This window comes from Streptomyces longisporoflavus, from assembly GCF_014649775.1.
Lineage (GTDB): Bacteria > Actinomycetota > Actinomycetes > Streptomycetales > Streptomycetaceae > Streptomyces > Streptomyces longisporoflavus.
In genome coordinates, this window is sequence record NZ_BMTR01000002.1 from 403,797 (window position 1) to 426,839 (window position 23,043).

A 23,043-nucleotide genomic window follows, 5' to 3' on the forward strand; every position below is an offset into this window, starting at 1 on the left:
CGCCCCCGCAGACCGCCGCTAGCGGCTCAGTACGGCGCTCCCCGAGCGGCTGCGGCGCCGGGCGAGCCGGTGGAAGGCCTTGGGCGCGCGCTGCGGCGGGGGCAGCGCGCCGGCGACCGCGTCGGCCAGGAGCGTGGTGATCGTCTCGGCGGCGCAGGTGCGGTTGGCGCCGATGCCGCCGCTGGGGCCCCGCTTGATCCAGCCCACGACGTAGGTCCCCGGCCGTCCGGTCACCCTGCCGCCCTCGTGCGGGACGGTGCCGGTGGTCTCGTCGAAGGGCAGCCCGGCGACCGGCACCCCGCGGTAGCCGATCGCGCGCAGCACCATGTCCGCCCGTATCGTCCGCTCCCCCGACGCCTCCACGACGCGCACGCCGCGGACGGCTTCCTCGCCGACCATCTCCACGGGGGCGGAGTGGAAGCGGAGCACGATGCGCCGTCCCGGAGCGGGCGGTTCGGACCAGTCGACGCGGGCGCGCGTCACGTCTCGCAGGAGCGCCGCTCTCCCCTTCGGATCGGTCGTCGGGTCCGCCTCGTCGATGGCCGCCGCGACCCGCGGGTCATGGTCGTCGACGACCAGGTCCATGCCCGGCACGTGCGCGAGCGCGAGCAGTTCGGACTTGGTGTACGCGGCGTCCTCGGGGCCTCGGCGTCCCAGCAGGACCACTTCGCGCACGTTGCCGGCGCGCAGCGCCTTCAGCGCGTGGTCGGCGATGTCGGTGCGGGCGAGGCTGTCGGGGTCGGCGAGCAGGATGCGGGCGACGTCGAGGGCGACGTTGCCGTTGCCGACGACGACCACGCGCTCGGCGGACAGGTCGATCGCGTCCGGCGCCTCCTCCGGGTGGCCGTTGTACCAGGCGACGAAGGACCGTGCGGAGATGTTGCCCGGCAGCTCCTCGCCCGGCACGGACAGCGTGCGGTCGGCCGATGCGCCCACGGCGTAGATGACCGCGTCGTGGTGTGCGGCCAGCTCCTGCGCGGTGACGTCGGCGCCCACGTCGAGACCGAGGTGCATGCGCACCCGCGGGTGTGTGTGGAAGCGGGCGAAGGTGTCGCCGACCTTCTTGGTGGCGGGGTGGTCGGGTGCCACGCCGAAGCGTACGAGGCCGCCGGTCTGCGGCAGCCTGTCGATCAGGGTCACTTCGGCGCTGGTGTGCAGGAGCAGGTCCTGGACCGCGTACATCCCGGCCGGTCCGGTGCCGACGACGGCGACCTTGAGCGGTGCGAAGTCCGAGGGCAGGACCCGCGGGAAGGACGGCTCGTCCCAGGCGTGGAAGTTCGGTCCGTCCGGGGCCGGTTCGGGTTCCCGGTCCGCGAAGTACGCCGCGTTGATCTCCGCGTACTCCTGCTGCGCGACGGGCAGGCTGTCCACCGGGAAGATCGCCTCGACCGGGCAGGCGTCGGCGCAGGCGCCGCAGCCTATGCAGGTCGCCGGGTCTATGTGCAGCATCTCCGTACTGCCGAACGCCCGTTCCTGCGGCGTCGGGTGGATGCAGTTGACCGGGCACACGGCCACGCATGTGGCGTCGTTGCAGCAGGTCTGGGTGATGGCGTAGGAGGTCATGGCGTCGGCTCGACTCGCTCGGCTCGGATCGGCTGGTTCTCAGTCCGATCGGCTGGGATCAACTCACAACGGAACTGCTCGGGGCTGCTCGGGCTGCTCGACGAGGTTGTCCGGGCTGCTCGAAACGGTGTGGCTCAGATGAGGTTGGCGCGCTTGTAGAAAGCAAGGGCCGGCTTGGTGAGCAGGCGCGAGGAGGCCAGGAACTCCATGAGGCCCGAGCAACTGGACCGCATCATGGACTTGTGGTGCTCGTTGTTCTTCGCCTCCGCCAGGGCGCGCTTCTCGTCGAGCCCCGCGTTCGCGTACACCTTGGGGTTCACCATGCTGGTGACGATGTAGTACGACGCGATGGCGACGACGAACGCGTTGATCTGGCGGCGCAGCGGGCCCGCCCCGGAGAGGCGCTTGGTCGTCTGGTCGCGGGCGAACTTCATGTGCCGCGATTCCTCGACGACGTGGATGTTGTTGATCGTGCGGACGAACGGCACGACGCGCTCGTCGCGCATCCAGTCGCGCTGCATGACGTCGAGGACCTCTTCGGCCACCAGGATCGCGGCGTAGGCCGCCTCTCCGAAGGCCACCGTCTTGAAGGCCCGGCCGAGCTCCATCGCGAACCGCTTGGGCCGGTAGGCGGGCGCGCCCAGCTTCCGCGCACCGCGGGCGAACATGATCGAGTGCCGGCACTCCTCGGCTATCTCGGTGAGCGCCCACTGCACTTCGTCGCTGGCCGGATCCTTCATGTACACGTCGCGCAGCACCATTTGCTGGAGGATCATCTCGAACCAGATCCCGGTGCTGGCCACCGAGGCGGCTTCCTGCCGCGTCAGCTCCTTGCGCTGCGCTTCGGTGAGCTCCTGCCAGTAGGCCGTGCCGTACAGGGAGCACCATTCCGGGCTCGCGCCGTGGAAGTCCCGGTCGAGAGGGGTGTCCCAGTCCACTTCGGTGGCCGGGTCATAGGCGAGTTCGGCGGCGGAGTCGAGCAACCGCCGGGCGACGTCGTCTTCTTGGGGGTGGTTCTGCGATGCCGGCCGAACAGTGCTGCTTGCCATGCTGCGGCTCCTTGACTCTGATGCGTACGTTCTCTTGTTCGCTCAGGCAACGGACCGGGGCGCCGTTCCGCAACGCGCCGCGGCCCGCTTGTTAGACAGACGGTATAACAAGCGGGCCGCCGAGCCTACCCCCGAGTAAGAACCGAATGCGCGCAAGTTCTTGCAGCAAGGCACCCGTGCAGGTCGCGCCGACCGCGTACACCCGTTGGACACCGAATCCGCGAATCTTGCCCGCCGCGAAGGCCACGAAAGCCGCATCGGGAACGGGTAGTTGAAATATCTTGCAGAAATCATTGACGCGTACATGCGCGGACGGCAGGCTCCGACTCGGAATCCCCCCACGGCAGCCTCCCCCACGAGCCGCTGCCCTTCTCGGGCACAGCTGTGCCCGGTCCCGAAGGAGCCGCACCATGCAGCACCGTTCCCGCATCATCGGCGCGACCTCGGCCGGGGTCCTGGCCGCGGCCGGCCTGGCGACGTTCGCCCCCTCGCAGTCGCAGGCCACACCGCCCGGCGACAAGACCGTCACCGCCACCATGTTCGAGCGGCCGTACGCGGATGTCGGCAAGGCCTGCAGCGACCAGCTCGGCCCGGCGGGCTACGGCTACGTCCAGGTGTCGCCGGCCTCCGAGCACATCCAGGGCGACGAGTGGTGGACCTCGTACCAGCCCGTCAGCTACAAGATCGCGGGCCGGCTCGGCGACCGCGCCGCGTTCAAGAGCATGGTCGACGCCTGCCACCGGGCGGGCGTCAAGGTCATCGCGGACGCCGTCATCAACCACATGGCGGCCGGGTCGGGAACGGGCACCGGCGGCACGCGGTACGGCAAGTACGACTACCCCGGCTACTTCCGGGACGCCGACTTCCACACCTGCCGCACCAGCATCGACGACTACACGGACCGCGACAACGTCCAGAACTGCGAACTGGTGGGCCTGGCCGACCTCGACACCGGCAGCGAGGCCGTCCGCAAGACAATTGCCGCCTACCTCGACGACCTGCGCTCCCTGGGCGTGGACGGCTTCCGCATAGACGCCGCCAAGCACATGTCGGCAAAGGACGTCGCCGCCGTCAAGGGCAAGATGAGCGACCCCGGATTCTGGGTGTCGGAGGTCATCCACGGAGGCGGGGAGGCCGTCGAGCCCGAGGAGTACACCGGCATCGGGGACGTCGACGAGTTCCGCTACGGCGGACACCTCAAGAGCGCCTTCCAGGGCGGTGACATCGCCCGGCTGAAGTCGGTCGCCGACGGCAAGCTGGGCAGCGCGTCGGCCCGCACCTTCGTCGACAACTGGGACACCGAGCGGGGCGGCTCGACGCTCACCTACAAGGACGGCGCGACCTACGCGCTCGCCAACGCCTTCATGCTCGCCTCGCCCTACGGCTCCCCGAACGTGTACTCCGGCTACGAATGGTCCGACAAGGACGCGGGACCGCCCAGCGGCACGGAAGGCTGGACCGACACGCACGCCCGGCAGGACGTCACCGGCCTGGTCGGGTTCCGCAACGAGGTGGGCGCCGCCGAGCTGACCGACTGGTGGGACAACGGCGGCAGCGCCCTGGCCTTCGGCCGCGGCGACAAGGGCTTCGTCGCCCTCAACAACGGCGACGGCGAACTGAAGCAGACGTTCACGACGTCCCTGCCCGGCGGCACGTACTGCAATGTCGCCGAGGCGTCCCCCGACAGCTGCGACGGCAACACGGTCACCGTCGGGGACGACGGCAAGATCGAGACCACCGTGCAGGCCCGCGGCGCCCTGGCGCTGCACACGGGGGCCAAGGCGGGCTGAGGCTGCGCAAGGCGGAACACCGGGCGGCGTGGCGACCCGGCGGCAAGCTCCTCGTCCGTCGGGTCGCCCGTCACGTCGAAATAGGCGCGGGTGACGGAACGGCTTACCGGTTGGCCAGCAACTGGGCGGCGCCGAGACGGGCTTGGCGCGCGGCTTCAGGTGACCCCGATATCGCGGCCGTGGTCATCGCCCCCTCCGCCAGCAGGACCAACGTGCCGACAGTCTGCCCGGAATGGCCCGCGGCGGCCACAAGGCCCGCCATGTAATCGTGGAAGGCGCCCTTGTGCGCACGGACGGCGTCGGCCACCGCAGGGTCCACGGCACCGAGTTCGCCGAAGGAGTTGATGAAGGCGCAGCCCCGGAAGTCCGGCTCGGAGAACCACTCGTACAGCCAGTCGTAGACCGCGAGGACCCGCTCGACCCCGTCCGGTCTGCTCTGCGCGTACTCGGCGAGCCTGGCCCGCCAGCGGCGGTCACGCCGCTCCAGGCAGGCGAGGACCAGTTCCGATTTCGAGGGGTAGAGCTGGTACAGCCGCTTGAGCGAGACGCCCGACGCGGCACGCACCTGGTCCATGCCCACGGCTTGGATCCCGCGCTCGTAGAAGAGCGCCTCGGCGGCGTCGAGCAGCCTGGCTTCCGCTTCGGCGCGATCCATGACGGCTCCAAGTAGACGAGAACGGTCGTTCTCCGACCTTACTACGCTGCGGCGGACACCCGCACCCTTGCGCGAGAACGCACGTTCTCCTATCGTCGGCACCCTCGGCGGAGAACGACCGTTCTCACAGCATGCGGCCTCCGCATCGCCGCAACGTTCAGGAGAGAGCCATGACCGAACGACCCCCCCGTTCCGCCGTTCACCCGCGAGACCGCGGCCGAGAAGGTCCGCCTCGCCGAGGACGGCTGGAACAGCCGCGATCCCCACAAGGTGGCCCTCGCCTACACCAAGGACTCCCGCTGGCGGAACCGCGCCGAGTTCGTGACCGGCCGCGAGGCCATCGTCGCCTTCCTGTCCCGCAAGTGGGACCGGGAGCTCGACTACCGCCTCATCAAGGAGCTGTGGGCGCACGACGACAACCGCATCGCGGTGCGCTTCGCCTATGAGTGGCACGACGACTCCGGCCACTGGTACCGCTCGTACGGCAACGAGAACTGGGAGTTCGACGCCGACGGCCTCATGCGCGTCCGGCACGCGTCCATCAACGACCTGCCCATCCGGGAATCCGACCGCAAGTACCACTGGCCGCTCGGCCGCCGCCCCGACGACCACCCCGGCCTCAGCGACCTGGGCCTGTGACTCCCGCGTCCGCCCTGATCGATGTCCAGCGGCCGATGAGGAGCGGCAGCAGCGCGCACTGCACGGCCACGGCCACCCAGAACAGGCCCGCGCCGCCCGTGCGTTCGGCCAGCTGATAGCCCTCACCGCCGGCGACTCCGCTGACGAAGGCGCCGATTCCGGCCGCCAGCCGTTGATGGCCGAAGACGACCGCCGGCGCACGGGGCGATCGGGCGAGAGCCTCCAGGTCGTTCTTCAGGAACAGGACGATCTCCCCGAGGCAGACGAGCAGCGCCCCCGCCAGGAGCGCGGCGTGGTTCCCGACGGCGAGCGTGGCCATGCCCGCCGCCATCGCGCCGAACCCCCACCACAGGGCCCGGGCGTAGGGCAGGCGCGCGATCCGGTCCGCGAGGAGAGGCTGGGCGATCACGAGCAGCAGGGCGTAGAGCGCGAGGACCAGGCCGTAGTACGTCGTCGATGTGCGGGGCACCGCGTACAGGGCGAGGTAGTGCTGGAAGAACATGAAGACGTACAGGCTCAGCGCGGTGGTCACGAAGGGGAGCACGGCGAGGCGGCCGGTGAACGCCTTCGCGCGGCTCGGTGGTGCTTGACTCCGGCCAGCGCCGACGGCCTGTCCGCCGACGGAGCTCTCCCCGGGCAGGAACGCATGGCCCACGGTGATCGCCGCGAACAGCGCGGTGACCGCGGTGAAGAGTCCGGCCGATGCGCTCAGGACGAAGGGCGCTGCCGCCAGCGGGCCCAGGGCGATGCCCGCGTTCAGCGCGGAGCCGCTCGCGGACAGCAGCAGCGGGCGCTGCCCCTCGTCCACCCTGTGGATCAAGTAGGCCTTGTTCGCGGGCAGATAGAGCGCGGCGCCCGCGGAGACCAGGAAGAGCGCGAAGACCGCGGCGGCGGGGTGGCGCAGACCGGGCAGAAAGCAGCCGAACCCGGCCGTGCGGATCACCAGGGCGAGCAGCATCGTGCGCCGCAGTCCGATGCGCTCGGCGACCGCGCCGCCCACCACCCCGCCGGAGAACTGCACGAGAGAGGCCACGGCCAGTACGACCCCGACCGCGCCGAGCCCCATGCCGAGCCGCTCGTGGAACAGCACCGCCATGAAGGGCAGGACGGCGAAGCTGCCCAGCGGGATCAGGAACGACCCGGCGAGCAGGAAACGTTGCGGCCCGGTGAGCCGCGCGAGGCCGGACCGCAGCCGCCCGCGCGGCGTGACCGGCAGCGTCACCGGGGAGCGATGAGCGGCCGTATGCTCCCGGCGGCGCTGAGCGCGCGGTGCAGGGCGAGTTCCGCGGTCGCGCCCTCGGTCAGGACGATGCCGGTGCAGCCTCGCTGATCGCTCGCGTGCTCCAGGCGGTCGCCGGGGGCCGCGGTGGGATACCACTCGGGCGAGCCGGGGAAGGCGGCAAGGCCCTCCACGCCGGTCCAGCCGGTGAGGGTGCCGGGCCGGTCGGGATAGACCAGGACGAAGCCGGAGGCGGGGCCGGTGGCGGCGGGTGCGTCGAGCAGGGCGGGGCGCAGGCCGAGCGCCACGGCGACCATCGCGTCGTACACGTTGACGCGCAGGGCGCGGCACAGCGCCTCGCCGACGAGGGCTCCCCCGATGCGCCGGTTGATCTCGACGAGCTCGGGTCCTTCGGCCGTCAGGACCAGCTCGACGTGCGCGAAGCCCTCCGTGTGACCCGCGGCCTCCAGGACGCGCCCCACCCAGTCCTGGAGACCCGCGAACTCAGGCTCCGGCAGACCGACGGGGAAAGCGGCGGCCTCCTCGCGCACCGAAGGCTCGGGAGACATCTGACGGCTGAGCACGCCCAGGAGCTTCGTCTCCCCCGCCCAGCTCAGCGTCTCCGCGCTGTAGACGGGCCCGGCGAAGAAGGGCTCCGCGAACAGCCGCCCGGAGAAGGTGCGTTGGGCTGCTTCGCGCAGAGCCACGTGCAGCTGCCGCTCGTCGCGGACCAGCCAGACGTTGCGCGACGAGGTGCCAGCGGAGTCCTTGATGACCACCGGCAGGCCGATCTGCCGGAGCACCTCGCCGGCCGCCGAGGGCTCGGCCGGGATCGTTAGGGCGGGCCCGCGGCTCAGGTTCTTCTCGTGGAGGAGGTTGCGCACCCGGCTCTTGTCGCGCAGCAGTCGGACCGCGGCCGGGTCGGGTCCCGGCAGGTGGAGCCCGGCGGCCAGGTCCGCGCCCGGCACGCTCCAGGTGTCGGTGGTGTTGATGAGCCCCTTCAGGCCGGGGACGGCGGCCAGGGCCGCGGCGGACGCGGACGCGTCATGGGTGTCGACGTCGACGATGTCGAGTGCCCCCGGTGCCAGGCGCGCCAGCTCGTGCCGGTAGACGGACCGGTCGCCCGTGAGCAGGCAGAGCCGGTGCCCGGCGGCATCGGCCGCCTCCACCAGGCGTGCGAGGCCGAAGGTGAGTGCTTCCAGGGCGGCGATGGTCACGAGGCCTTCCCCTCCTTGTCGTGCGTCTTCTCCATGTCGTGCGTCTTCGTGCGTGCGGCGGGCGTGGACGTCCTGGCGCGTACGTCGTAACCGCGCCGGTTCCACTCCATCGCCGACCACGGCGGGGCGAGCTCGGCCAGGTCCGTGATCTGGTGCGGTTTGAGGGTGCGTGGATCGAGCGCCTCCTCGTGGCGGGCGAAGACGCGCTCGGTGTAGCGGTGACCCGTGTCCGCGCCGATCACCAGGTGCGTCCGATCGGGGTTGCGGGCCGCTTCCCAGGCCGTGACGAGGTGGGCCGCACCGGTGGAGAGCCCCGCGAACACCGCGTGGGCGCGCAGCAGATCGACGGCCCCAGCCATGGCGTGGCGGAAGTCGACCCAGTGCAGGGTGTCGTACAGGGCGTGCCGGACGTTGTCGAAGGGGATCGAGCTGCCGATCCCGGCGATGATGGCTTCGGGGTCGCTGAAGTTCTCGCTGCCGAAGGTGACGCTGCCGAAGGGCTGCAGGCCAAGCAGGCGTATGTCCCGACCGCGTCGGCGCAGCGGCTGGACGAGACCGCCGGTGGAGGCGCCGGTGCCGACGGCGCCGACCACGGTCAGCGGTGCGTCGGGCAGCGCGCCGTCGACCAGCTCCGCGAACTCCTGGTAGCCGGCGTAGTGGACGGCGTCGTGGTACTGGCGCATCCAGTGCAGATCGCCGCGTTCGGCGAGGAGTTGACGCACGCGGCGCACGCGCCGCTCCTGGTCGAGCCGCAGGCTGTCCGACGGCGGCATCTGGTCCACCGTGGCGCCGAGGATCTCCAACTGGGCGCGCATAGCGGCGTCGACGGTGGTGGAGGCGACGACGTGGCAGCCGAGGCCGTAGCGGTGGCAGGCCATGGCGAGGGCCAGGGCGTAGATGCCGCTGGAGCTGTCGACGAGGGTCTGGCCGGGGCGTACGGTGCCGCGGTCAAGCAGGGTGCGGACCGCGCCGAGCGCGGCGTACACCTTCATCGTCTCGAACCGTGCGAGGACGACGTTGTCGGAGAGCCGCAGCAGGTCGGGCGCCTTCATGGCGTCGGTGATGTGCCCGTGGACGGTGGCCGCGGGGGCTGCCGCGGTACGCAGGGGGGTCACCGCCCGACCGACCGGAGGTAGCCGCCCAGGCGCTCGGCGCCCTTGACGTTGCGCGGTCCGCTGACGGCGTCGCCGTAGGACATCACGAAGAAGCGGTTTTCCTTGACGGCGGGGACCGACTTCAGGCCGGCCAGCGACTTCAGGTAGGCGATCTTGTCCTTGGCCGGTTGGTCCGCGTAATCGATGATGACGATGACCTCGGGCTTCGCCTTGATCACTGGCTCCCAGCCCACGGTCGTCCAGCCCTTGTCCAGGCCGTCGAAGACGTTGGTGGCGCCCGCGGCCTCGATGATGTCGTTCGGTGCGGCGTGGCGTCCGGCGGTGAAGGGCTGGTCGGTGCCCGAGTCGTAGACGAAGACTCTGGCCGGGTCGCCCTTCTCGGGCCAGGTCTTCTTCAGGGCTGTGACGCGCTCCTTGAGGCCGGTGACGACCTTGTCGGCCCGCTTCTGCACGCCGAAGATCCGGCCCAGGTTGTCCAGGTCCGTGTAGAGCGCCTCCAGGGGGGTGACGTCGACGCTCTTGTCGCCGTAGTCCCAGCACGTCTCGGTGTGCAAGTAGCTGGCGGACCCGACCTTCTGAAGGAGGGCGGGCGTGATGCCGCGCTCTTCGCTGAAGCCGGAGTTCCATCCGGCGAGGACGAAGTCGGCCCTGGCGTCCACGACGATCTCCCGGGTGATGCGCTCGGTGCCCAGGCGCTCCACGTCGGCGTAGTCCTCGCGCCAGGGCGAGCCCTTGACGGAGGGATCACCGAGCTTGTTCATGACGTAGCCGCGCATCCGGTCGGCGAGGCCGAGGGAGAACATCTTCTCGGCGCCGCTCACGTCGTAGGCCACCGGACGCTTCGGTCGGGTGTACGTGACGTCCTTGCCGCAGTTGGAGACGGTGACCGTCTGGGTCTTGTTCTTCGCCGCCGGCTCGACCTCGGCGCCGCAGCCGGTGGCCAGGAGTCCGGTCGTGAGCAGCGCGGCGGCCGCCAGGGCGCGGGGCAGCGGTAGTCGGATCATGAGTGCGGTCCTTCTGACAGGGCGTCGGCGGGGGCCGGGGCGCCGGTGGGGGCGAGGTCGTAGACGAGTTGGGGTGTCCCGGTGCGCGGGTGGTGCACGACCGTGGCATCGACGCCGAACACCTTGCGGATCAGCTCGGGGTTCAGGACCTCGGCCGGGCTGCCCGCGGCGACCAGGGAGCCGGAGCTCAGGACGGCGATGCTGTCGCAGGCGGCGGCCGCCAGGTTGAGGTCGTGCAGGGCGGTGAGCACGGTGAGGCCCGATCCGCGCAGGAAGGACAGGAGTTCCACCTGGTGGCGGATGTCCAGGTGGTTGGTGGGCTCGTCCAGGACCAGGACGCGGGGTTCCTGGACGAGGGCGCGCGCCACGAGGACGCGCTGCCGTTCGCCGCCGGAGAGGGTGAGCACGCTGCGCTCCGCGAGGTGGGTGACGTCGAGGCGGTCCATCGCCTGCTCGCACAGGGCGCGTTCGCGTGCGGTGAGGGGCTGGTTGCCGCGGGCGTGCGGAGCACGGCCCAGGGCCACCACCTCCTCGACGGTGAAGTCGAGTTCGGTGTGGCTCTCCTGGGTGAGCGCGGCGATGGAGCGGGCGCTGTCGCGCAGCTTGAGGGACGTCAGGTCGGCGCCGTCCAGGAGCACGGCGCCGGACGTCGGTTTCAGCGCCCGGTAGACGCAGCGCAGGGCGGTGGACTTGCCGCTGCCGTTGGGGCCGACGAGCCCGACGATCCGGCCGGCGTCCACCTCGATGTGCAGCCGGTCGACCAGGGCCCGCCCCGCCGCCTCGACCGTCAGATCCCGCAGGACGAGGGACATCTACCGCCCTCCGAACAGGTAGCCGCGGCGGCGCATCAGCACGATGAACACCGGCACGCCGATCAGCGCGGTGATGACCCCGAGCGGTAGTTCCTCGGGGGCGAACGCGGTACGGGCGACGAGGTCGACCCAGACCAGGAAGCAGGCCCCGGCGAGCGGCGCGACGGCGAGGACCCGGCGGTGCGTCGAGCCGACCAGGATGCGCACGACGTGCGGCAGGACGAGCCCGACGAAGCCGATCGCGCCGCTGACCGCGACGATCAGACCGGTGACCGCCGCCGTGAGCAGGAACAATCCGCGGCGCAGTGCCTCCGCGTCCACGCCCAGGCTGGCCGCGGTCTCGTCCCCGAGCGACAGCACGTCCAGGGACCGGCTCTGGCGCAGCAGCACCACGACCGTCACCAGGACGGCACCGGCCGCGAGCGGCAGCGACTCCCAGGACGCCGAGCCGAGACTGCCGAGCAGCCAGAAGAGGACCGTACGGGCGGCCTGGCCGTTCGGCGAGAGGAAGACGAGCACGCTCATCAAGGCCTGGAACCCGTACGCCAGCGCGACCCCGGTGAGCACGAGCCGCAGCGGTGTCAGGCCGAGCGGCCCGCGTGCGGCCAGATACACCAGGACGGTGGCCCCGAGCGCGCCGAGGAACGCGGCCGCGGACAAGGCGTAGACGCCCAGACCGGCGAAGACGCCGAACACCACGACCGCGGTGGCGCCGACGGACGCGCCGGAGGAGATGCCGAGGACGAACGGGTCGGCGAGGGCATTGCGCACCAGCGCCTGGACGGCGACGCCGACGACCGCGAGCCCCGCCCCGACCACGGCGGCGAGCAGCACTCTCGGGGTACGGACGTGCCAGACGATGGAGTATCCGCTGACCTCGTCGGCGCCGATGCTGCCGCCGGTGAGGGCGGCGGTCAGGAAACGGATGACGTCGCCGGGCGGTACGACGGTCGGGCCGAGCGCGATCCCTGCCAGGACGGAGATCACCAGGGTCACGGAGAGCACCGTCAGCGTGATCACGAGCCGGCCGCGGCCTGCCTTGCCCGCGGTCGGCTGGTGCGGGTCCGTCTCCGGAGGGGAGGCGGCCCTTGTTGTGGCCTCGGTCATGAAGTCCCTTCGCACGCGGGGCAGTTCGCAGCGGTACGGCCACTCCGGCACGGCGCGGCACGCTCCAGTAGTCGGCGCGATCCGCCGCCGAGTTCCCGTCGGTGCACAAGTCGGTGCACAAGGAGATTCACGAACTGCCGCGGTCACCGACCGGGCTTGGTCCCTCGCACGATCAGGCGTCGCGAGTGCTGGTCGTAGGGCGCGCCGTCGAAGCCGCCGAAGCACTCCACGCCGGTGAAGCCGGCCTCTTCGAAGAGGGCGCGCAGCTCGGCGGCGCTGTAGAGGAAGGAGGTGATCGAGGCCTCGCGCGCGACCCCGTCGCGCACGAGTGTCCAGTCGGTCCGCAGCCTGGTCCAGCTGTCCAGGACGGTGTCGCGCTGCACCACGTAGGCGCCGTCGAGTTCGACGAGTTGGGGGCGGCCGATCCAGCCCGCGAGCACCTCTTTGCCCATCACGTCGACGAGCAGTTGCCCGCCGGGCGTCAGCGAGCGATGGGCGTTGCACAGCACCCGGAAGTTGTCCCGCGGGTCGTCGAAGTAGCCGAAGGAGGTGAAGACGTTGAGCACGACGTCGTACGAATCCGGCTCGGCGTGGGTGAGCATGTCCGCCCGCACCAGGCGGACGTCGACCGCGGCGTCCGCGCACACGGCCTGCGCCCGCTTCAGGAGTTCCGCGCTGAGGTCCACTCCCGTGACCTCGTAGCCGCGGCGCACCAGCGGCACGAGATAGAGGCCGGGTCCGCAGCACAGGTCGAGGACGCGGCTGCCCGCCGGAAAGGCGAGCAGCGGCGAGCCGGCCACGACATCGGCCGTCTCCGCCCGCCGCCGCTCGGAGAACATCGTCTCGGAGAAGTCCGACCAGAATTCGTCGTCCTCGTACCAGTGCATGCTGCCGCCACCTCGATCCAGTGGGCCGTCCGGAACGTCCAGACGTGCTCACCAGTGGTCGGCCGCGGGTCTCGTCCGGTTCCCGATCGGCTCAGATCGGCGAGGCGGGCGCCGAAGGGAGGCTGCCCTGGTGCGCGGCGAGCGCGCCCGCCGTTTCCCCCCGGCGGGCGCCGGCACCGGATCCGATGCGCGCTCCATGCGCACCGCCGCCGTCCGCGACGGTGACGGCTACGGCTTCGCCGGGGTGTGCCCCGGCCGGGGATTCGGCGTGAAATGCGAGGGCGCCGGACCTGCGGCCCGGCGCCGTCCCGCGACTAGGCGCCGCTCGCCTTGAGCATGTCCTCGCGCTCGACGATCTTCACGCGCTCGCGCTCCTCGGCCGCGCCGAGGGCCTTCTCCGCGGCGTCGAGGAGGTGCCAGCCCTCCCAGGTGGTGAAGCGGACGTTCTGCTCGGCGAGGTAGGCGTTCACCGCCTCCGGCTCGGGGGCGGTGGGCGTGTGCAGACGGGCGTTCGCGTGGTCGTCCAGGAGGCTGGCGACCGTCTCGTTGGCGTCGCCCTTGGTGTGCCCGATCAGGCCGACGGGGCCGCGCCGGATCCAGCCGGTGACGTACGTGGACTGCAGGTGCTCGCCGGTCTCCTCGATGACCCGGCCGCCCTTGTCCGGCACCGTGCCCGAGGCGACGTCCCAGGGCAGCTTGGGCAGCTCGTCGGAGAGGTAACCCACGGCGCGGTAGACGGCGCCGAGGTCCCAGTCCTTGAACTCGCCGGTGCCCTTGACGTTGCCGGTGCCGTCGAGGGCGGTGCGCTCGGTGCGCAGGCCGACGACCTTGCCGTCCTCGCCGAGGATCTCGGTCGGCGACTCGAAGAAGTGCAGGAAGAGCTTGTGCGGGCGGTCGCCGACGTCGCGGATGGCCCAGTTCTCCAGCGTCTTGGCGACCATGTCGGCCTGCTTGTTGCCGCGCCGGGTCGCGATCGAGCCGTCGTCGTAGTCGATGTCCTCGGGGTCGACGATGACCTCGATGTTCGGGGAGTGGTCGAGCTCGCGCAGCTCCATGGGGCTGAACTTGGCCTGCGCGGGGCCGCGGCGCCCGAAGACATGCACCTCGAGGGCCTTGTTGGCCTTGAGTCCCTCGTGCACGTTGGCCGGGATCTCGGTGTAGAGGAGCTCCTCCGCCGTCTTGGCCAGGATGCGCGCCACGTCGAGCGCCACGTTGCCGACGCCGAGCACGGCGACCTTCTCCGCGTCGAGCGGCCAGGTGCGCGGCACGTCCGGGTGGCCGTCGTACCAGGAGACGAAGTCCGCCGCGCCGTACGAGCCGTCGAGGTCGATGCCGGGGATGTCCAGGGCCCGGTCGGCCGTCGCGCCGGTGGAGAAGATCACCGCGTCGTAGAAGGAGCGCAAGTCGTCCAGGTCGATGTCCCGCGGGTAGTCGACGTTGCCGAAGAAGCGGATCTGCGGCTTGTCGAGGACCTGGTGCAGGGCCGTGACGATGCCCTTGATGCGGGGGTGGTCGGGGGCGACGCCGTAGCGGATCAGGCCGAACGGCGCGGGCATCCGCTCGAAGAGGTCGATCGACACACCGGGCTCGACCGCCACTGCGGATTTCAGCAGCGCGTCGGCGGCGTAGATGCCGGCCGGACCGGCTCCGACAACAGCTACCCGCAGAGGGCGAGACATGATCAGGTTTCCCTTCGAGCGAAGACATGGGGCTCGCGGGGAAGCCTAAACTAAGGCAATCCTAAGTTAGTACCCGGGCTGGACCTATGACCTCATAAGGCAGGCTTATGGGGTCACGTAGGCAGGGTTTGAGGCGGGCAGGGCGGCGCCGTGGCTCCCGGTGCGCGGAGATGCGGGCGGGACGCGGGGGAACTCGGGCAGCCGACGTCGCGTTGTCAACTCAGCGGGCTATCAGCCGAGTTGGGTATGCGCCCGCCCTGTGCTCACCCTGCGCAACCGAGTCGGTCGACTCGCACTTCCACCCTTCTTCCGTTCTTCTTCCGCTCTACACGGAGGCCCGGAACCATGAACCGTAGTCACCAAGATCACTCCCAGCCGTCCCGCCGCACCGTCCTCGGCGGCGCCACCGCCGCGGCCCTCGCCCTGGCGACCGGCGCCGGAACGGCCGCCTCCGCCACCGCCGCGCAGAACACACGAGGCGCCGCCTGGCCCACCGAGTTCCCGCTCCCCGACGGCTTCCTGCCCGAGGGAATCACCATCGGGGAGAAGCCGTACGCCTACATGGGCTCGCGCGCCAACGGCGCCGTCTACCGCACCGACCTGCGCACCGGCCGTGGCGAGGTCTTCTACGAGGGCGCGGCGGGCACGGTGGCGGTCGGCCTGAAGATCGACGACGACGGCCTGCTCTACATCGCCGGGAACACCGGGGTCGCCCGGATCCTGGACACCCGCAGCCGCGAGCTGGTGGCCACGTATCAGCTGACGGAGGCGACTCCCGCCCACTTCATCAACGACGTCACCCTGCTCGGCGAGCGCGCCTGGTTCACCGACTCCCGCGACAGCGTGCTGTACGGCGTGCCGCGCGGCCGCAGAGGCGCGGTGCGCGCGCTGCCGCTCGGCGGGGACTGGGTGCAGACGCCGGGCGTGATCAACGCCAACGGCATCGCCGACACCCCCGACGGCCGGGCCCTGATCGTCGTCAGCAGCTCACCGGGCAAGCTCTACCGCGTCCACCTCAAGACCGGACACGCCACGGAGATCACGCTGGTCGGCGCGGGCGACGTGCTCAACGGCGACGGCCTGTTGCGCGTCGGGCGCACCCTGTACGTCGTCCAGAACCGGCTCAACAAGGTCAGCGTGTTCCACCTCGACGCCAAGGCCGCGACCGCCACCCTGCGCCGCACGATCACCGACCCGCGCTTCGACATCCCCACCACCGCGGCCCGCTGGCGCGATCGCCTCTATCTCGTCAACGCCCGCTTCACCAGCCCGCAGGAGCCCACGACGACGTTCAACGCCGTCGCCGTTCCGCTCTGAACCGCCCCTTTGATTCGAGGCCGGACGGCGCCGGAGGGCACCGATTGAAAGATCAAAGTGCCGCCGGGTTAGCATATGAGCGCCGCCTAGCTCGAAAGATAAACCTGTGACTGTCAATGACGACTCGTTCACCAACTGGAAGAACCGCGAGGAGATCGCGGAGTCGATGATCCCGATCATCGGGAAGCTGCACCGGGAGCGGGACGTCACCGTCCTGCTCCACAGCCGCTCCTTGGTGAACAAGTCGGTGGTCAGCCTCCTGAAGACCCACCGATTCGCCCGTCAGATAGCCGGCGCGGAACTCTCCGTCACCGAGACGCTGCCGTTCCTCCAGGCCCTCACCGCGCTCGACCTCGGCCCTTCGCAGATCGACATCGGTCTGCTCGCCGAGTCCTTCAGGGCCGACGACCGCGGCCTGTCGGTGGCGGAGTTCACCGCCGAGGCCGTCGCCGGCGCCACGGGCGAGAACAAGATCGAGAGCCGCGAGGGGCGCGACGTCGTCCTCTACGGCTTCGGTCGCATCGGCCGCCTCGTCGCCCGCCTGCTCATCGAGAAGGCCGGCTCGGGCAACGGACTGCGCCTGCGCGCCGTCGTCGTCCGCAAGAGCGGCGGGCGGGCCGTCGAGGACTTGGTCAAGCGCGCCTCGCTGCTGCGCCGTGACTCCATCCACGGCCAGTTCCAGGGCACGATCACCGTCGACGAGGCGAACGGCACGATCGTCGCCAACGGCAACGTGATCAAGGTGATCTACGCCAACGACCCCTCCGAGGTCGACTACACGGCGTACGGCATCAAGGACGCCATCCTCATCGACAACACCGGCAAGTGGCGCGACCGCGAGGGACTCTCGCAGCACCTGCGCCCCGGTATCGACAAGGTCGTCCTGACCGCGCCGGGCAAGGGCGACGTCCCGAACATCGTGCACGGCGTCAACCACGACACGATCAAGCCGGACGAGCAGATCCTGTCCTGCGCCTCCTGCACCACCAACGCGATCGTCCCGCCGCTCAAGGCGATGGCCGACGAGTACGGCGTGCTGCGCGGCCACGTGGAGACCGTCCACTCGTTCACCAACGACCAGAACCTCCTGGACAACTTCCACAAGGCCGACCGCCGCGGCCGCTCCGCGCCGCTGAACATGGTCATCACCGAGACCGGCGCCGCATCCGCCGTCGCCAAGGCGCTGCCCGACCTCAAGGCGCCCATCACCGGCAGCTCGATCCGCGTCCCCGTCCCGGACGTCTCGATCGCCATCCTGAGCCTGCGCCTGGGCCGCGAGACCACCCGCGACGAGGTTCTCGAGCACCTGCGCGACGTCTCGCTGCACTCGCCGCTGAAGCGCCAGATCGACTTCACGACCGCTCCCGACGCCGTCTCCATGGACTTCGTCGGCTCGCGGCACGCCTCGATCGTCGACGCGGGCGCCACCAAGGTCGACGGCGACAACGCGATCCTCTACCTCTGGTACGACAACGAGTTCGGCTACTCGTGCCAGGTGATCCGCGTCGTCCAGCACGTCTCCGGCGTGGAGTACCCGACGTACCCGGTGCCGGTGGCCTGATCTCCGCGATGTCATGGGAGGGGCCGTGCCCGGATACTCGTATCCGGCCACGGCCCCTCCCCCTTACCCCTGCCTGTCCGGTACCCGCTGCCGCAGGACGAGGCCGGGCAGGTCCGCCGCGCCCGCGACGGTCCCCCGGGCGAAGGCGGCCACGTACGCGCTCTCGCCCAGAGCCCGGCGCACCCTGACGACCGTCCGTACGTGCACGTCGTGCCAGGGGACGAGGCCGTCGAGGGCGACCCCCGTCGTACGTCTCAACTGGGCTGCCGCGCCGAGGAGTTGGGCGGCGTAGTCGGGTTCATCCGTCGCTTCGGCGGCCCAGGCGAGGGATTCCACGCCCCACACCGGACCCCAGCGGTCGTCGATCTCCCATTGAGGGCCGAGGCTCTCGCGGAACAGGCGGACCGCGTCATGGGGATCGCCGTGCAGCAGCTCGGTCAATCCGTGCACCCACCGCGTCCACGAGCGGGCCCAGAAGCCGCCGCGGGCCGAGCCGTCGGCCACGTACTCCTCGCAGGCCGCGAACGCCGCGTCCCGTTCACCGAAGAAGGCGCAGGACATCGCCCAGAGCATGGTCGCCATATGGGCGTCCCCCGTCAGGCCCGCCTCCCGCATCCTGCGGCGGGCCTGGTCGAACAGCGTGATCGACGTGGGGCAGCCGCGGATCAGTATGGCGTCGGCTCCCCGGATGAACAGGGCGGCAGGCAGCGGTTCACCGCAGGGGATCTGCTCCGCGAGGCGGTAACAGGCGGTCAGATATGTGCGCGCGGTGGCCTGTTCGCCCTGGCACATGGCCACCCACGCCTGGAGGGTCATGGCTCCGATCAGCGCGGGGTCCGGGCCGCCCGAGGGCACGGACGACACGTCCGGCATGACCGGCGCCAGCGTGCGCCCGAACCAGTGGCGTCCCTCGCCCAGCGTGCTGCTGAAGAACCAGAAGCGGGTGCGGGTGAGGTTCACCGTGATCTCGAGGCCTGCCGCCGCCCCGTCGGGCTGGGTCGCGCTGAAGTCCAGGGCGGCCCGGATGTTGGGCAGTTCACGGCGCAAGGCGCTGAGCCATTCGACCTCCAGCGGACCGCACCACTGCGCCGCCGCCGTGGCCGCCATGGTCCGGTAGTAGTCGAGGTGCCGCCGCCGGAGCACCGTCTCCTGCCCCAGGACCCGCAGCCGGTGGCCCCCGTACTGGCGGATGGTCTCCAGGAGACGGTAGCGGGTGCGGCTCTCCCGGTTGCCCGTGCTCAGGATGGACTTGTCGATCAGTCCCGACAGAAGCCGTACGAGCTGCTCGCGGTCGATGCCGTCGCCCGAGCAGACCGTCTCGGCCGCCTTGAGTCCGAAGTCGCCGGAGAAGACGGAGAGACGGGCCCACAGGACCTGTTCCGGCTCCGTGCACAAGTCGTGGCTCCAGTCGACCACGCCGCGCAACGTACGGACGTAGCGCGAGGCGGGGGTGTGCTGCGGCCCCGGAGGGCCGCCGGAGTCGGCGTCGGCCAGGAACTGGAAGCGGTCGTCGAGCCGTTCCAGGATCTCCTCGGCCGAGAACGTGGCGAGGCGGATCGCCGCCAGCTCGATCGCCAGCGGAATGCCGTCCAGGCGTCGGCACAGCTGCTGGGCCGCGCCGCCTCCCGCGTCGATCACTCGCACGCCGGGCGCCGATGCCGCCGCCCGGTCGGCGAGCAGCCGCAGTGCTTCGCTCTGGGTCAGCGGCGCCAGCGGCAGCACGTGTTCGCCCTGGACGCGCAGGAGATGACGGCTGGTCGCAAGGACTCGCAGGCCGGGGGCCGCGCGCAGCAGCGCGTGGACCAGGTCGGCGGTGGCCGTCACGACATGCTCGCAGTTGTCCAGGACAAGGAGCGTACGCATGTCCCGCAGCCGTCGTACGAGGACCTCGCGGCCCGGCAGCGCGGACTGGTCCTGGAATCCCAGGGCCTCGCACACGGCCCGGTCCAGGAGTCTGGGGTCGGTCAGCGGGGCCAGGTCCACCGTCCACACCCCGTCGGGGCAGGAGCCCGCCGCGTCGGCGGCCACCCGCAGCGCGAGCCGGGTCTTGCCCACCCCGCCCACGCCCGTCAGGGTGACAAGACGCGCCACCCCGAGCAGCCGCCCGGCCTCGGCCCGCTCCCGGTCCCGCCCGACGAACGAGGTCGTCTCGGCCGGCAGCTCGCCGCCACGCTCCGACATGCCCGGCGCGGCAGGTGCGGCAGGAGCGGCGCCCCGCACAGTGGTTGCCCTGCCTCCGCCGCCCGACCAGGCCAGCGCGGGGTCATCGGCCAGCATCCGGCGGTGCAGCTCGCGCAGTTCGGCGCCCGGATCGACGCCGAGCTCCTCCGCGAGCAGCGCCCTGACCGTGCGATAGCAGTGCAGCGCCTCGCCCTGACGCCCCGCACGGTGCAGGGCCAGCATCCGCTGCGCCCAGAACGGCTCCTGGAGCGGGTGCGAGCAGGTCAACTCGGACAATTCCGGCAGGAGTTCCGTATGCCTGCCCAGTTCGAGGTCGGCGCCGACCCGCAGTTCCAGGGCCACCAGACGGCGTTCGAACAGGGCGGGCACGACATCGCGCTGCAGCGATGCCGAGGGCACGTCGCACAGCGGTCGTCCGCGCCAGAGTCCGAGAGCCTCGGCAAGGAGCGCCGAGGAGTTCTCCGCGTCGTGCGCCGCGAGCGCCGACTTTGCGCGGCGCATCAGCAGGTCGAAGCGCCGCAGATCGAGCTCGTCGTCGGTCGCCTCGATGGCGTACCCCCGCGGATGGGTGCGCACCCGGCCCCGGCCTGCCGCACCGCCGAGCGCGCGGCGCAGCCGCAGCACGTGATTCTGCAGGGTGTTGCGGGCGCCGCCCGGCGGGTCCTCGTCCCACAGCCGGTCCACCAGGGTCTCCACTGGGACGACGCGCCCCGCGTCGAGCAGCAGGGTGGCGAGCACGATCCGCTGTTTGGTGGCCGGGATCGGCACGACGACACCGTCCCACACCACTTCGACCGGCCCCAGCAATCCGAACTCATAGCCCATCGAGCCCCCGTCCGCACCCACCTCGAGCACGCCATATCAGCGCAACGTAACGAAGGTATCGCAGAAAGTAACCGTCGGACGGGGGTCACTGCGATCTCTCCACATTCCGGTGACACGCGCGGACGGCGCCGGCCCGGGCGAGGCGCGTGACCGGCAAGTGACCGGCGTGACAGCGCGGCGGCGCACCGTTTCTGCCGTCAGCGACAGCGAAGGCCGTGGGGCCGCGGGGAGGAAACGAGAGGATGAGTGCGCCGCACGACGCCGGGGAAGTTTCGGCCACGCTCGCATGGACACGGTGGTTCCGCAGGACGGTCACCGTCACGGACCTGCCGGACCCCGGCACCGCGGCGGGCCGCCGGGTGGACGAGGCCGCCGCACGGTTCGCCGACAGGCGGCTGACCGACCGGCCGCGCACCGACCGGCCGCTGTGGTTCACCCCCGAGCGGCGCGCCGCCCTGCTCGCGGAAGCACGCGAGGGTATCCGCACCGACCCCGAGCACAACAACGGCAAGGTCAACGCCAAGTTCGGCCCGCTGGCCCGGGAACTGGTGCGCACGGTGGACCTGGCGCGGTACGTCGAGTCGGTGACCGGTGTCGCGGTACGTCCGCCGCACGCGTCCACCTACCTGGGCTACCTGTTCGACGGCAGCGCCCTCGAACTGCACCTGGACGACGAGCGCTACGGCGACATCACCCTGCCCCTGTGCCTGCACCACAAGCCGTCCTGCGACGGGAGCGCGGGCAGCCGGACCGTCTTCCTGGAAGGACGCCGCCGCCGCTTCGTGGACCTCGCCGAGCGGGAAATCCTGGTCTTCGACGGTGTGTTCGCACCGCACGGACGGACCCCGGTGACCGGTGGCGAGGAGATCGTCCTGCTCAGCTTCGGGTTCCGTGCCGCCAGGAACACGACCGGACGCAGCGGCGACGTCGAGTTTCCGCCGGAGGCCTGAGCCCTCGGCGGGATGCAGAAAGAGCGGAATACCGAAAGAACACCGAGCACACCGAGCACACCGAGAAAGGGATGGACGCATGGGCGAAGAGAACGCTCCGCAACCAGAAGAGACCGAGGCGCACGCCGCGGTACCCGACGTCGACGACTTCGCGGTGACCGAGGTCGAGGACGCCTCCGCGGCCTTGATCCAGTACCGCCCCGACATGGGCTGAACCCACCGAGAGAACGCCTGATTCGTGCCGGCGCGGGGCTGCTGTGTCCCCGCGCCGGTGCGCCCGGCGACACGTGAGGGGACACGAGGAGTGCACACCGCAGACCTGAAGACCGACGGACGCTACCGGCTCAGCCCCGCCGTGCGGCTGCTGCCGCCGGGCTCTTTCGGCAACCGGCAATGGCTCGCGGTCGATCTGGTGGCCAAGCGCCGGCTGGCCATCGGCAGGCACGCCGTGGCGCTGTGCGTACTTGCCGCGGGCCCGACCACCCTGGCGGACGCGGTCCGCGCCGTCGCCGACTACGCCGGCGCGGGCAGGGAGGAACTGGCCAAGACGTTCGGAACGCTCCTGGACCAGGAGATCCTGGTGGCCGCGGAACCCTCCGAGCAGAGCCGCTGGGTGGACGAACTCCTCGCCCAATGGCGCGCGTACGGCTGGGCCGAGGCGGCCGACCACCATCTGATGACCTTCGACTACCCCTTCCACGACTACAGCGCCGACGGCTGGACGCAGGACCGGACTCTCATGCGCGCCTACCGCGACGCGGAATTCGACGGCGGACGGTACAAGGCCGCGGACCGGGGCCCGGAGGCGGCGGGCGGGCCGCGGGCGCCGCGGGTCACCGACGTCCTGCCGACGCTGGACGCCGGACTCGATGAGCTGAGCGGCCCGCCCCGCCGCGCGCGCACGCTGGACGCCGACGCCCTGCTGCGTCTGATGTCCGTCGTGTTCGGCGTCCTGGAGAGCAAGGGCGGCGGGCCGGGAACGGCTCCCTTCATCAGGCGCACCAGCCCCTCGGGCGGGGCGCGCCACCCTTCCGAGGGCTACGTGTGCGTCTTCGACGTGCCGGGGCTCGAAGCCGGCTGGTACCACTACTCCTGCGGCGACGACGCACTGTACAAGGTCGCCGATCCGGACACCGAGCGCTCGGGGCGCGCGCTGTTCGGGGCGCTGCGAGCACCGTTCCCCGTCCGCGCCGTACTGGTCATGACCAGCGTGTTCGGCCGCAACATGTACCGCTACCGCGAACCGCGCACCTTCCGCACCCTGTTCATGGACGTCGGACACCTGCTCACCACCGCGGAGATCGCCGGGCGGGCCACGGGCATCTCCGTCTTCGGACAGCACGGCATCGACGACGCCTACGTCGGTGACGTCCTGCGCCTTGCGCCGGACGAAGAAGCCCCGCTGCTCTCGGTCGCCCTCGGGGACGGCTGCCCGGCCCCCGGATCCCCCTCGCCCGAAAGGCCCTGAACGCC

At 70.9% G+C, this 23,043-nt stretch carries 18 protein-coding genes and 1 pseudogene; 7 read left to right on the forward strand and 12 right to left on the reverse strand.

Features of this window, described 5'->3' with window-relative positions; genetic code table 11:
* Positions 1-18: 18 nt before the first annotated feature.
* Together IE226_RS05860 and IE226_RS05865 are read right to left on the reverse strand one after the other, a co-directional pair.
* The gene (locus IE226_RS05860) at positions 19-1,563 is read right to left on the reverse strand and encodes an FAD-dependent oxidoreductase (protein ID WP_190079919.1); all 1,545 of its coding nucleotides are present in this window, start codon (positions 1,561-1,563) and stop codon (positions 19-21) included.
* A 134-nt stretch (positions 1,564-1,697) separates the two neighbouring features.
* The gene (locus IE226_RS05865; protein ID WP_190079920.1) at positions 1,698-2,612 is read right to left on the reverse strand and encodes an AurF N-oxygenase family protein; all 915 of its coding nucleotides are present in this window, start codon (positions 2,610-2,612) and stop codon (positions 1,698-1,700) included.
* Between the two features lie 410 nt (positions 2,613-3,022).
* Between IE226_RS05865 and IE226_RS05870 the strand changes: the two genes are divergently transcribed.
* Positions 3,023-4,402, forward strand: a complete 1,380-nt coding sequence (locus tag IE226_RS05870; RefSeq protein ID WP_190079921.1) for an alpha-amylase — start codon at positions 3,023-3,025, stop codon at positions 4,400-4,402.
* A 103-nt stretch (positions 4,403-4,505) separates the two neighbouring features.
* Here the strand turns inward: IE226_RS05870 and IE226_RS05875 are convergent, their stop codons facing one another.
* Positions 4,506-5,057, reverse strand: coding sequence for a TetR/AcrR family transcriptional regulator (locus IE226_RS05875; RefSeq protein WP_190079922.1), 552 nt, complete (start codon positions 5,055-5,057; stop codon positions 4,506-4,508).
* 183 nt (positions 5,058-5,240) lie between these two features.
* On the opposite strand from IE226_RS05875, the pseudogene IE226_RS05880 reads away from it, so the two are divergent.
* A pseudogene (locus tag IE226_RS05880) lies at positions 5,241-5,696 on the forward strand (nuclear transport factor 2 family protein); the annotation flags it as partial.
* Here the strand turns inward: IE226_RS05880 and IE226_RS05885 are convergent.
* The 8 genes from IE226_RS05885 to IE226_RS05920 all read right to left on the reverse strand — a co-directional run bounded on the left by IE226_RS05885 (position 5,677) and on the right by IE226_RS05920 (position 14,736).
* The gene (locus IE226_RS05885) at positions 5,677-6,918 is read right to left on the reverse strand and encodes an MFS transporter (RefSeq protein WP_190079923.1); all 1,242 of its coding nucleotides are present in this window, start codon (positions 6,916-6,918) and stop codon (positions 5,677-5,679) included. The pseudogene IE226_RS05880 and the gene IE226_RS05885 sit on opposite strands and share 20 nt — an antisense overlap.
* Positions 6,915-8,132, reverse strand: coding sequence for an ATP-grasp domain-containing protein (locus IE226_RS05890; RefSeq protein ID WP_190079924.1), 1,218 nt, complete (start codon positions 8,130-8,132; stop codon positions 6,915-6,917). The genes IE226_RS05885 and IE226_RS05890 overlap by 4 nt, the downstream gene beginning before the upstream one ends.
* Positions 8,129-9,184, reverse strand: a complete 1,056-nt coding sequence (locus IE226_RS05895) for a pyridoxal-phosphate dependent enzyme (RefSeq protein ID WP_190080093.1) — start codon at positions 9,182-9,184, stop codon at positions 8,129-8,131. Before IE226_RS05895 ends, IE226_RS05890 begins: the two co-directional genes overlap by 4 nt.
* Before the next feature lie 59 nt (positions 9,185-9,243).
* Complete coding sequence (locus IE226_RS05900) at positions 9,244-10,251, reverse strand: ABC transporter substrate-binding protein (RefSeq protein ID WP_190079925.1); 1,008 nt, start codon at positions 10,249-10,251, stop codon at positions 9,244-9,246.
* Positions 10,248-11,063 carry an ABC transporter ATP-binding protein gene (locus IE226_RS05905; protein ID WP_190079926.1) on the reverse strand — a complete coding sequence of 272 codons (816 nt, stop codon included), beginning with the start codon at positions 11,061-11,063 and terminating at the stop codon, positions 10,248-10,250. The genes IE226_RS05900 and IE226_RS05905 overlap by 4 nt, the downstream gene beginning before the upstream one ends.
* On the reverse strand, positions 11,064-12,170 hold the full coding sequence (locus IE226_RS05910; RefSeq protein WP_190079927.1) for a FecCD family ABC transporter permease: 1,107 nt from the start codon (positions 12,168-12,170) through the stop codon (positions 11,064-11,066). It lies immediately after the preceding gene.
* A 143-nt stretch (positions 12,171-12,313) separates the two neighbouring features.
* Positions 12,314-13,057, reverse strand: coding sequence for a class I SAM-dependent methyltransferase (locus IE226_RS05915; RefSeq protein ID WP_190079928.1), 744 nt, complete (start codon positions 13,055-13,057; stop codon positions 12,314-12,316).
* Positions 13,058-13,371: 314 nt separating this feature from the next.
* A complete protein-coding gene (locus IE226_RS05920) occupies positions 13,372-14,736 on the reverse strand; it encodes an FAD-dependent oxidoreductase (RefSeq protein WP_190079929.1) in 1,365 nt (454 codons plus the stop codon).
* A gap of 345 nt (positions 14,737-15,081) precedes the next feature.
* On the opposite strand from IE226_RS05920, the gene IE226_RS05925 reads away from it, so the two are divergent.
* The gene (locus IE226_RS05925; RefSeq protein ID WP_190079930.1) at positions 15,082-16,053 is read left to right on the forward strand and encodes an SMP-30/gluconolactonase/LRE family protein; all 972 of its coding nucleotides are present in this window, start codon (positions 15,082-15,084) and stop codon (positions 16,051-16,053) included.
* A gap of 106 nt (positions 16,054-16,159) precedes the next feature.
* Entirely contained in the window at positions 16,160-17,614 is a 1,455-nt protein-coding gene (locus IE226_RS05930; RefSeq protein WP_190079931.1) for a glyceraldehyde-3-phosphate dehydrogenase, read from the forward strand.
* Between the two features lie 63 nt (positions 17,615-17,677).
* Here IE226_RS05930 and IE226_RS05935 read toward each other — a convergent pair whose 3' ends face one another.
* Complete coding sequence (locus IE226_RS05935) at positions 17,678-20,650, reverse strand: AfsR/SARP family transcriptional regulator (RefSeq protein ID WP_229870518.1); 2,973 nt, start codon at positions 20,648-20,650, stop codon at positions 17,678-17,680.
* Between the two features lie 212 nt (positions 20,651-20,862).
* On the opposite strand from IE226_RS05935, the gene IE226_RS05940 reads away from it, so the two are divergent.
* The 3 genes from IE226_RS05940 (at position 20,863) to IE226_RS05945 (ending at position 23,038) form a co-directional block, all read left to right on the forward strand.
* Entirely contained in the window at positions 20,863-21,570 is a 708-nt protein-coding gene (locus tag IE226_RS05940; RefSeq protein WP_190079932.1) for a hypothetical protein, read from the forward strand.
* A gap of 79 nt (positions 21,571-21,649) precedes the next feature.
* A complete protein-coding gene (locus tag IE226_RS44830) occupies positions 21,650-21,784 on the forward strand; it encodes a hypothetical protein (protein ID WP_268251276.1) in 135 nt (44 codons plus the stop codon).
* 90 nt (positions 21,785-21,874) lie between these two features.
* Complete coding sequence (locus IE226_RS05945) at positions 21,875-23,038, forward strand: SagB/ThcOx family dehydrogenase (RefSeq protein ID WP_190079933.1); 1,164 nt, start codon at positions 21,875-21,877, stop codon at positions 23,036-23,038.
* The last annotated feature ends 5 nt before the right edge of the window (positions 23,039-23,043 follow it).

Coding starts and splice junctions, on each gene's coding strand:
- IE226_RS05860 (WP_190079919.1), bottom strand. CDS start 1,563: ATGACCTCCTACGCCATCACCCAGACCTGCTGCAACGACGCCACATGC.
- IE226_RS05865 (WP_190079920.1), bottom strand. CDS start 2,612: ATGGCAAGCAGCACTGTTCGGCCGGCATCGCAGAACCACCCCCAAGAA.
- IE226_RS05870 (WP_190079921.1), top strand. CDS start 3,023: ATGCAGCACCGTTCCCGCATCATCGGCGCGACCTCGGCCGGGGTCCTG.
- IE226_RS05875 (WP_190079922.1), bottom strand. CDS start 5,057: ATGGATCGCGCCGAAGCGGAAGCCAGGCTGCTCGACGCCGCCGAGGCG.
- IE226_RS05895 (WP_190080093.1), bottom strand. CDS start 9,184: ATGAAGGCGCCCGACCTGCTGCGGCTCTCCGACAACGTCGTCCTCGCA.
- IE226_RS05900 (WP_190079925.1), bottom strand. CDS start 10,251: ATGATCCGACTACCGCTGCCCCGCGCCCTGGCGGCCGCCGCGCTGCTC.
- IE226_RS05905 (WP_190079926.1), bottom strand. CDS start 11,063: ATGTCCCTCGTCCTGCGGGATCTGACGGTCGAGGCGGCGGGGCGGGCC.
- IE226_RS05910 (WP_190079927.1), bottom strand. CDS start 12,170: ATGACCGAGGCCACAACAAGGGCCGCCTCCCCTCCGGAGACGGACCCG.
- IE226_RS05915 (WP_190079928.1), bottom strand. CDS start 13,057: ATGCACTGGTACGAGGACGACGAATTCTGGTCGGACTTCTCCGAGACG.
- IE226_RS05920 (WP_190079929.1), bottom strand. CDS start 14,736: ATGTCTCGCCCTCTGCGGGTAGCTGTTGTCGGAGCCGGTCCGGCCGGC.
- IE226_RS05925 (WP_190079930.1), top strand. CDS start 15,082: ATGAACCGTAGTCACCAAGATCACTCCCAGCCGTCCCGCCGCACCGTC.
- IE226_RS05940 (WP_190079932.1), top strand. CDS start 20,863: ATGAGTGCGCCGCACGACGCCGGGGAAGTTTCGGCCACGCTCGCATGG.
- IE226_RS44830 (WP_268251276.1), top strand. CDS start 21,650: ATGGGCGAAGAGAACGCTCCGCAACCAGAAGAGACCGAGGCGCACGCC.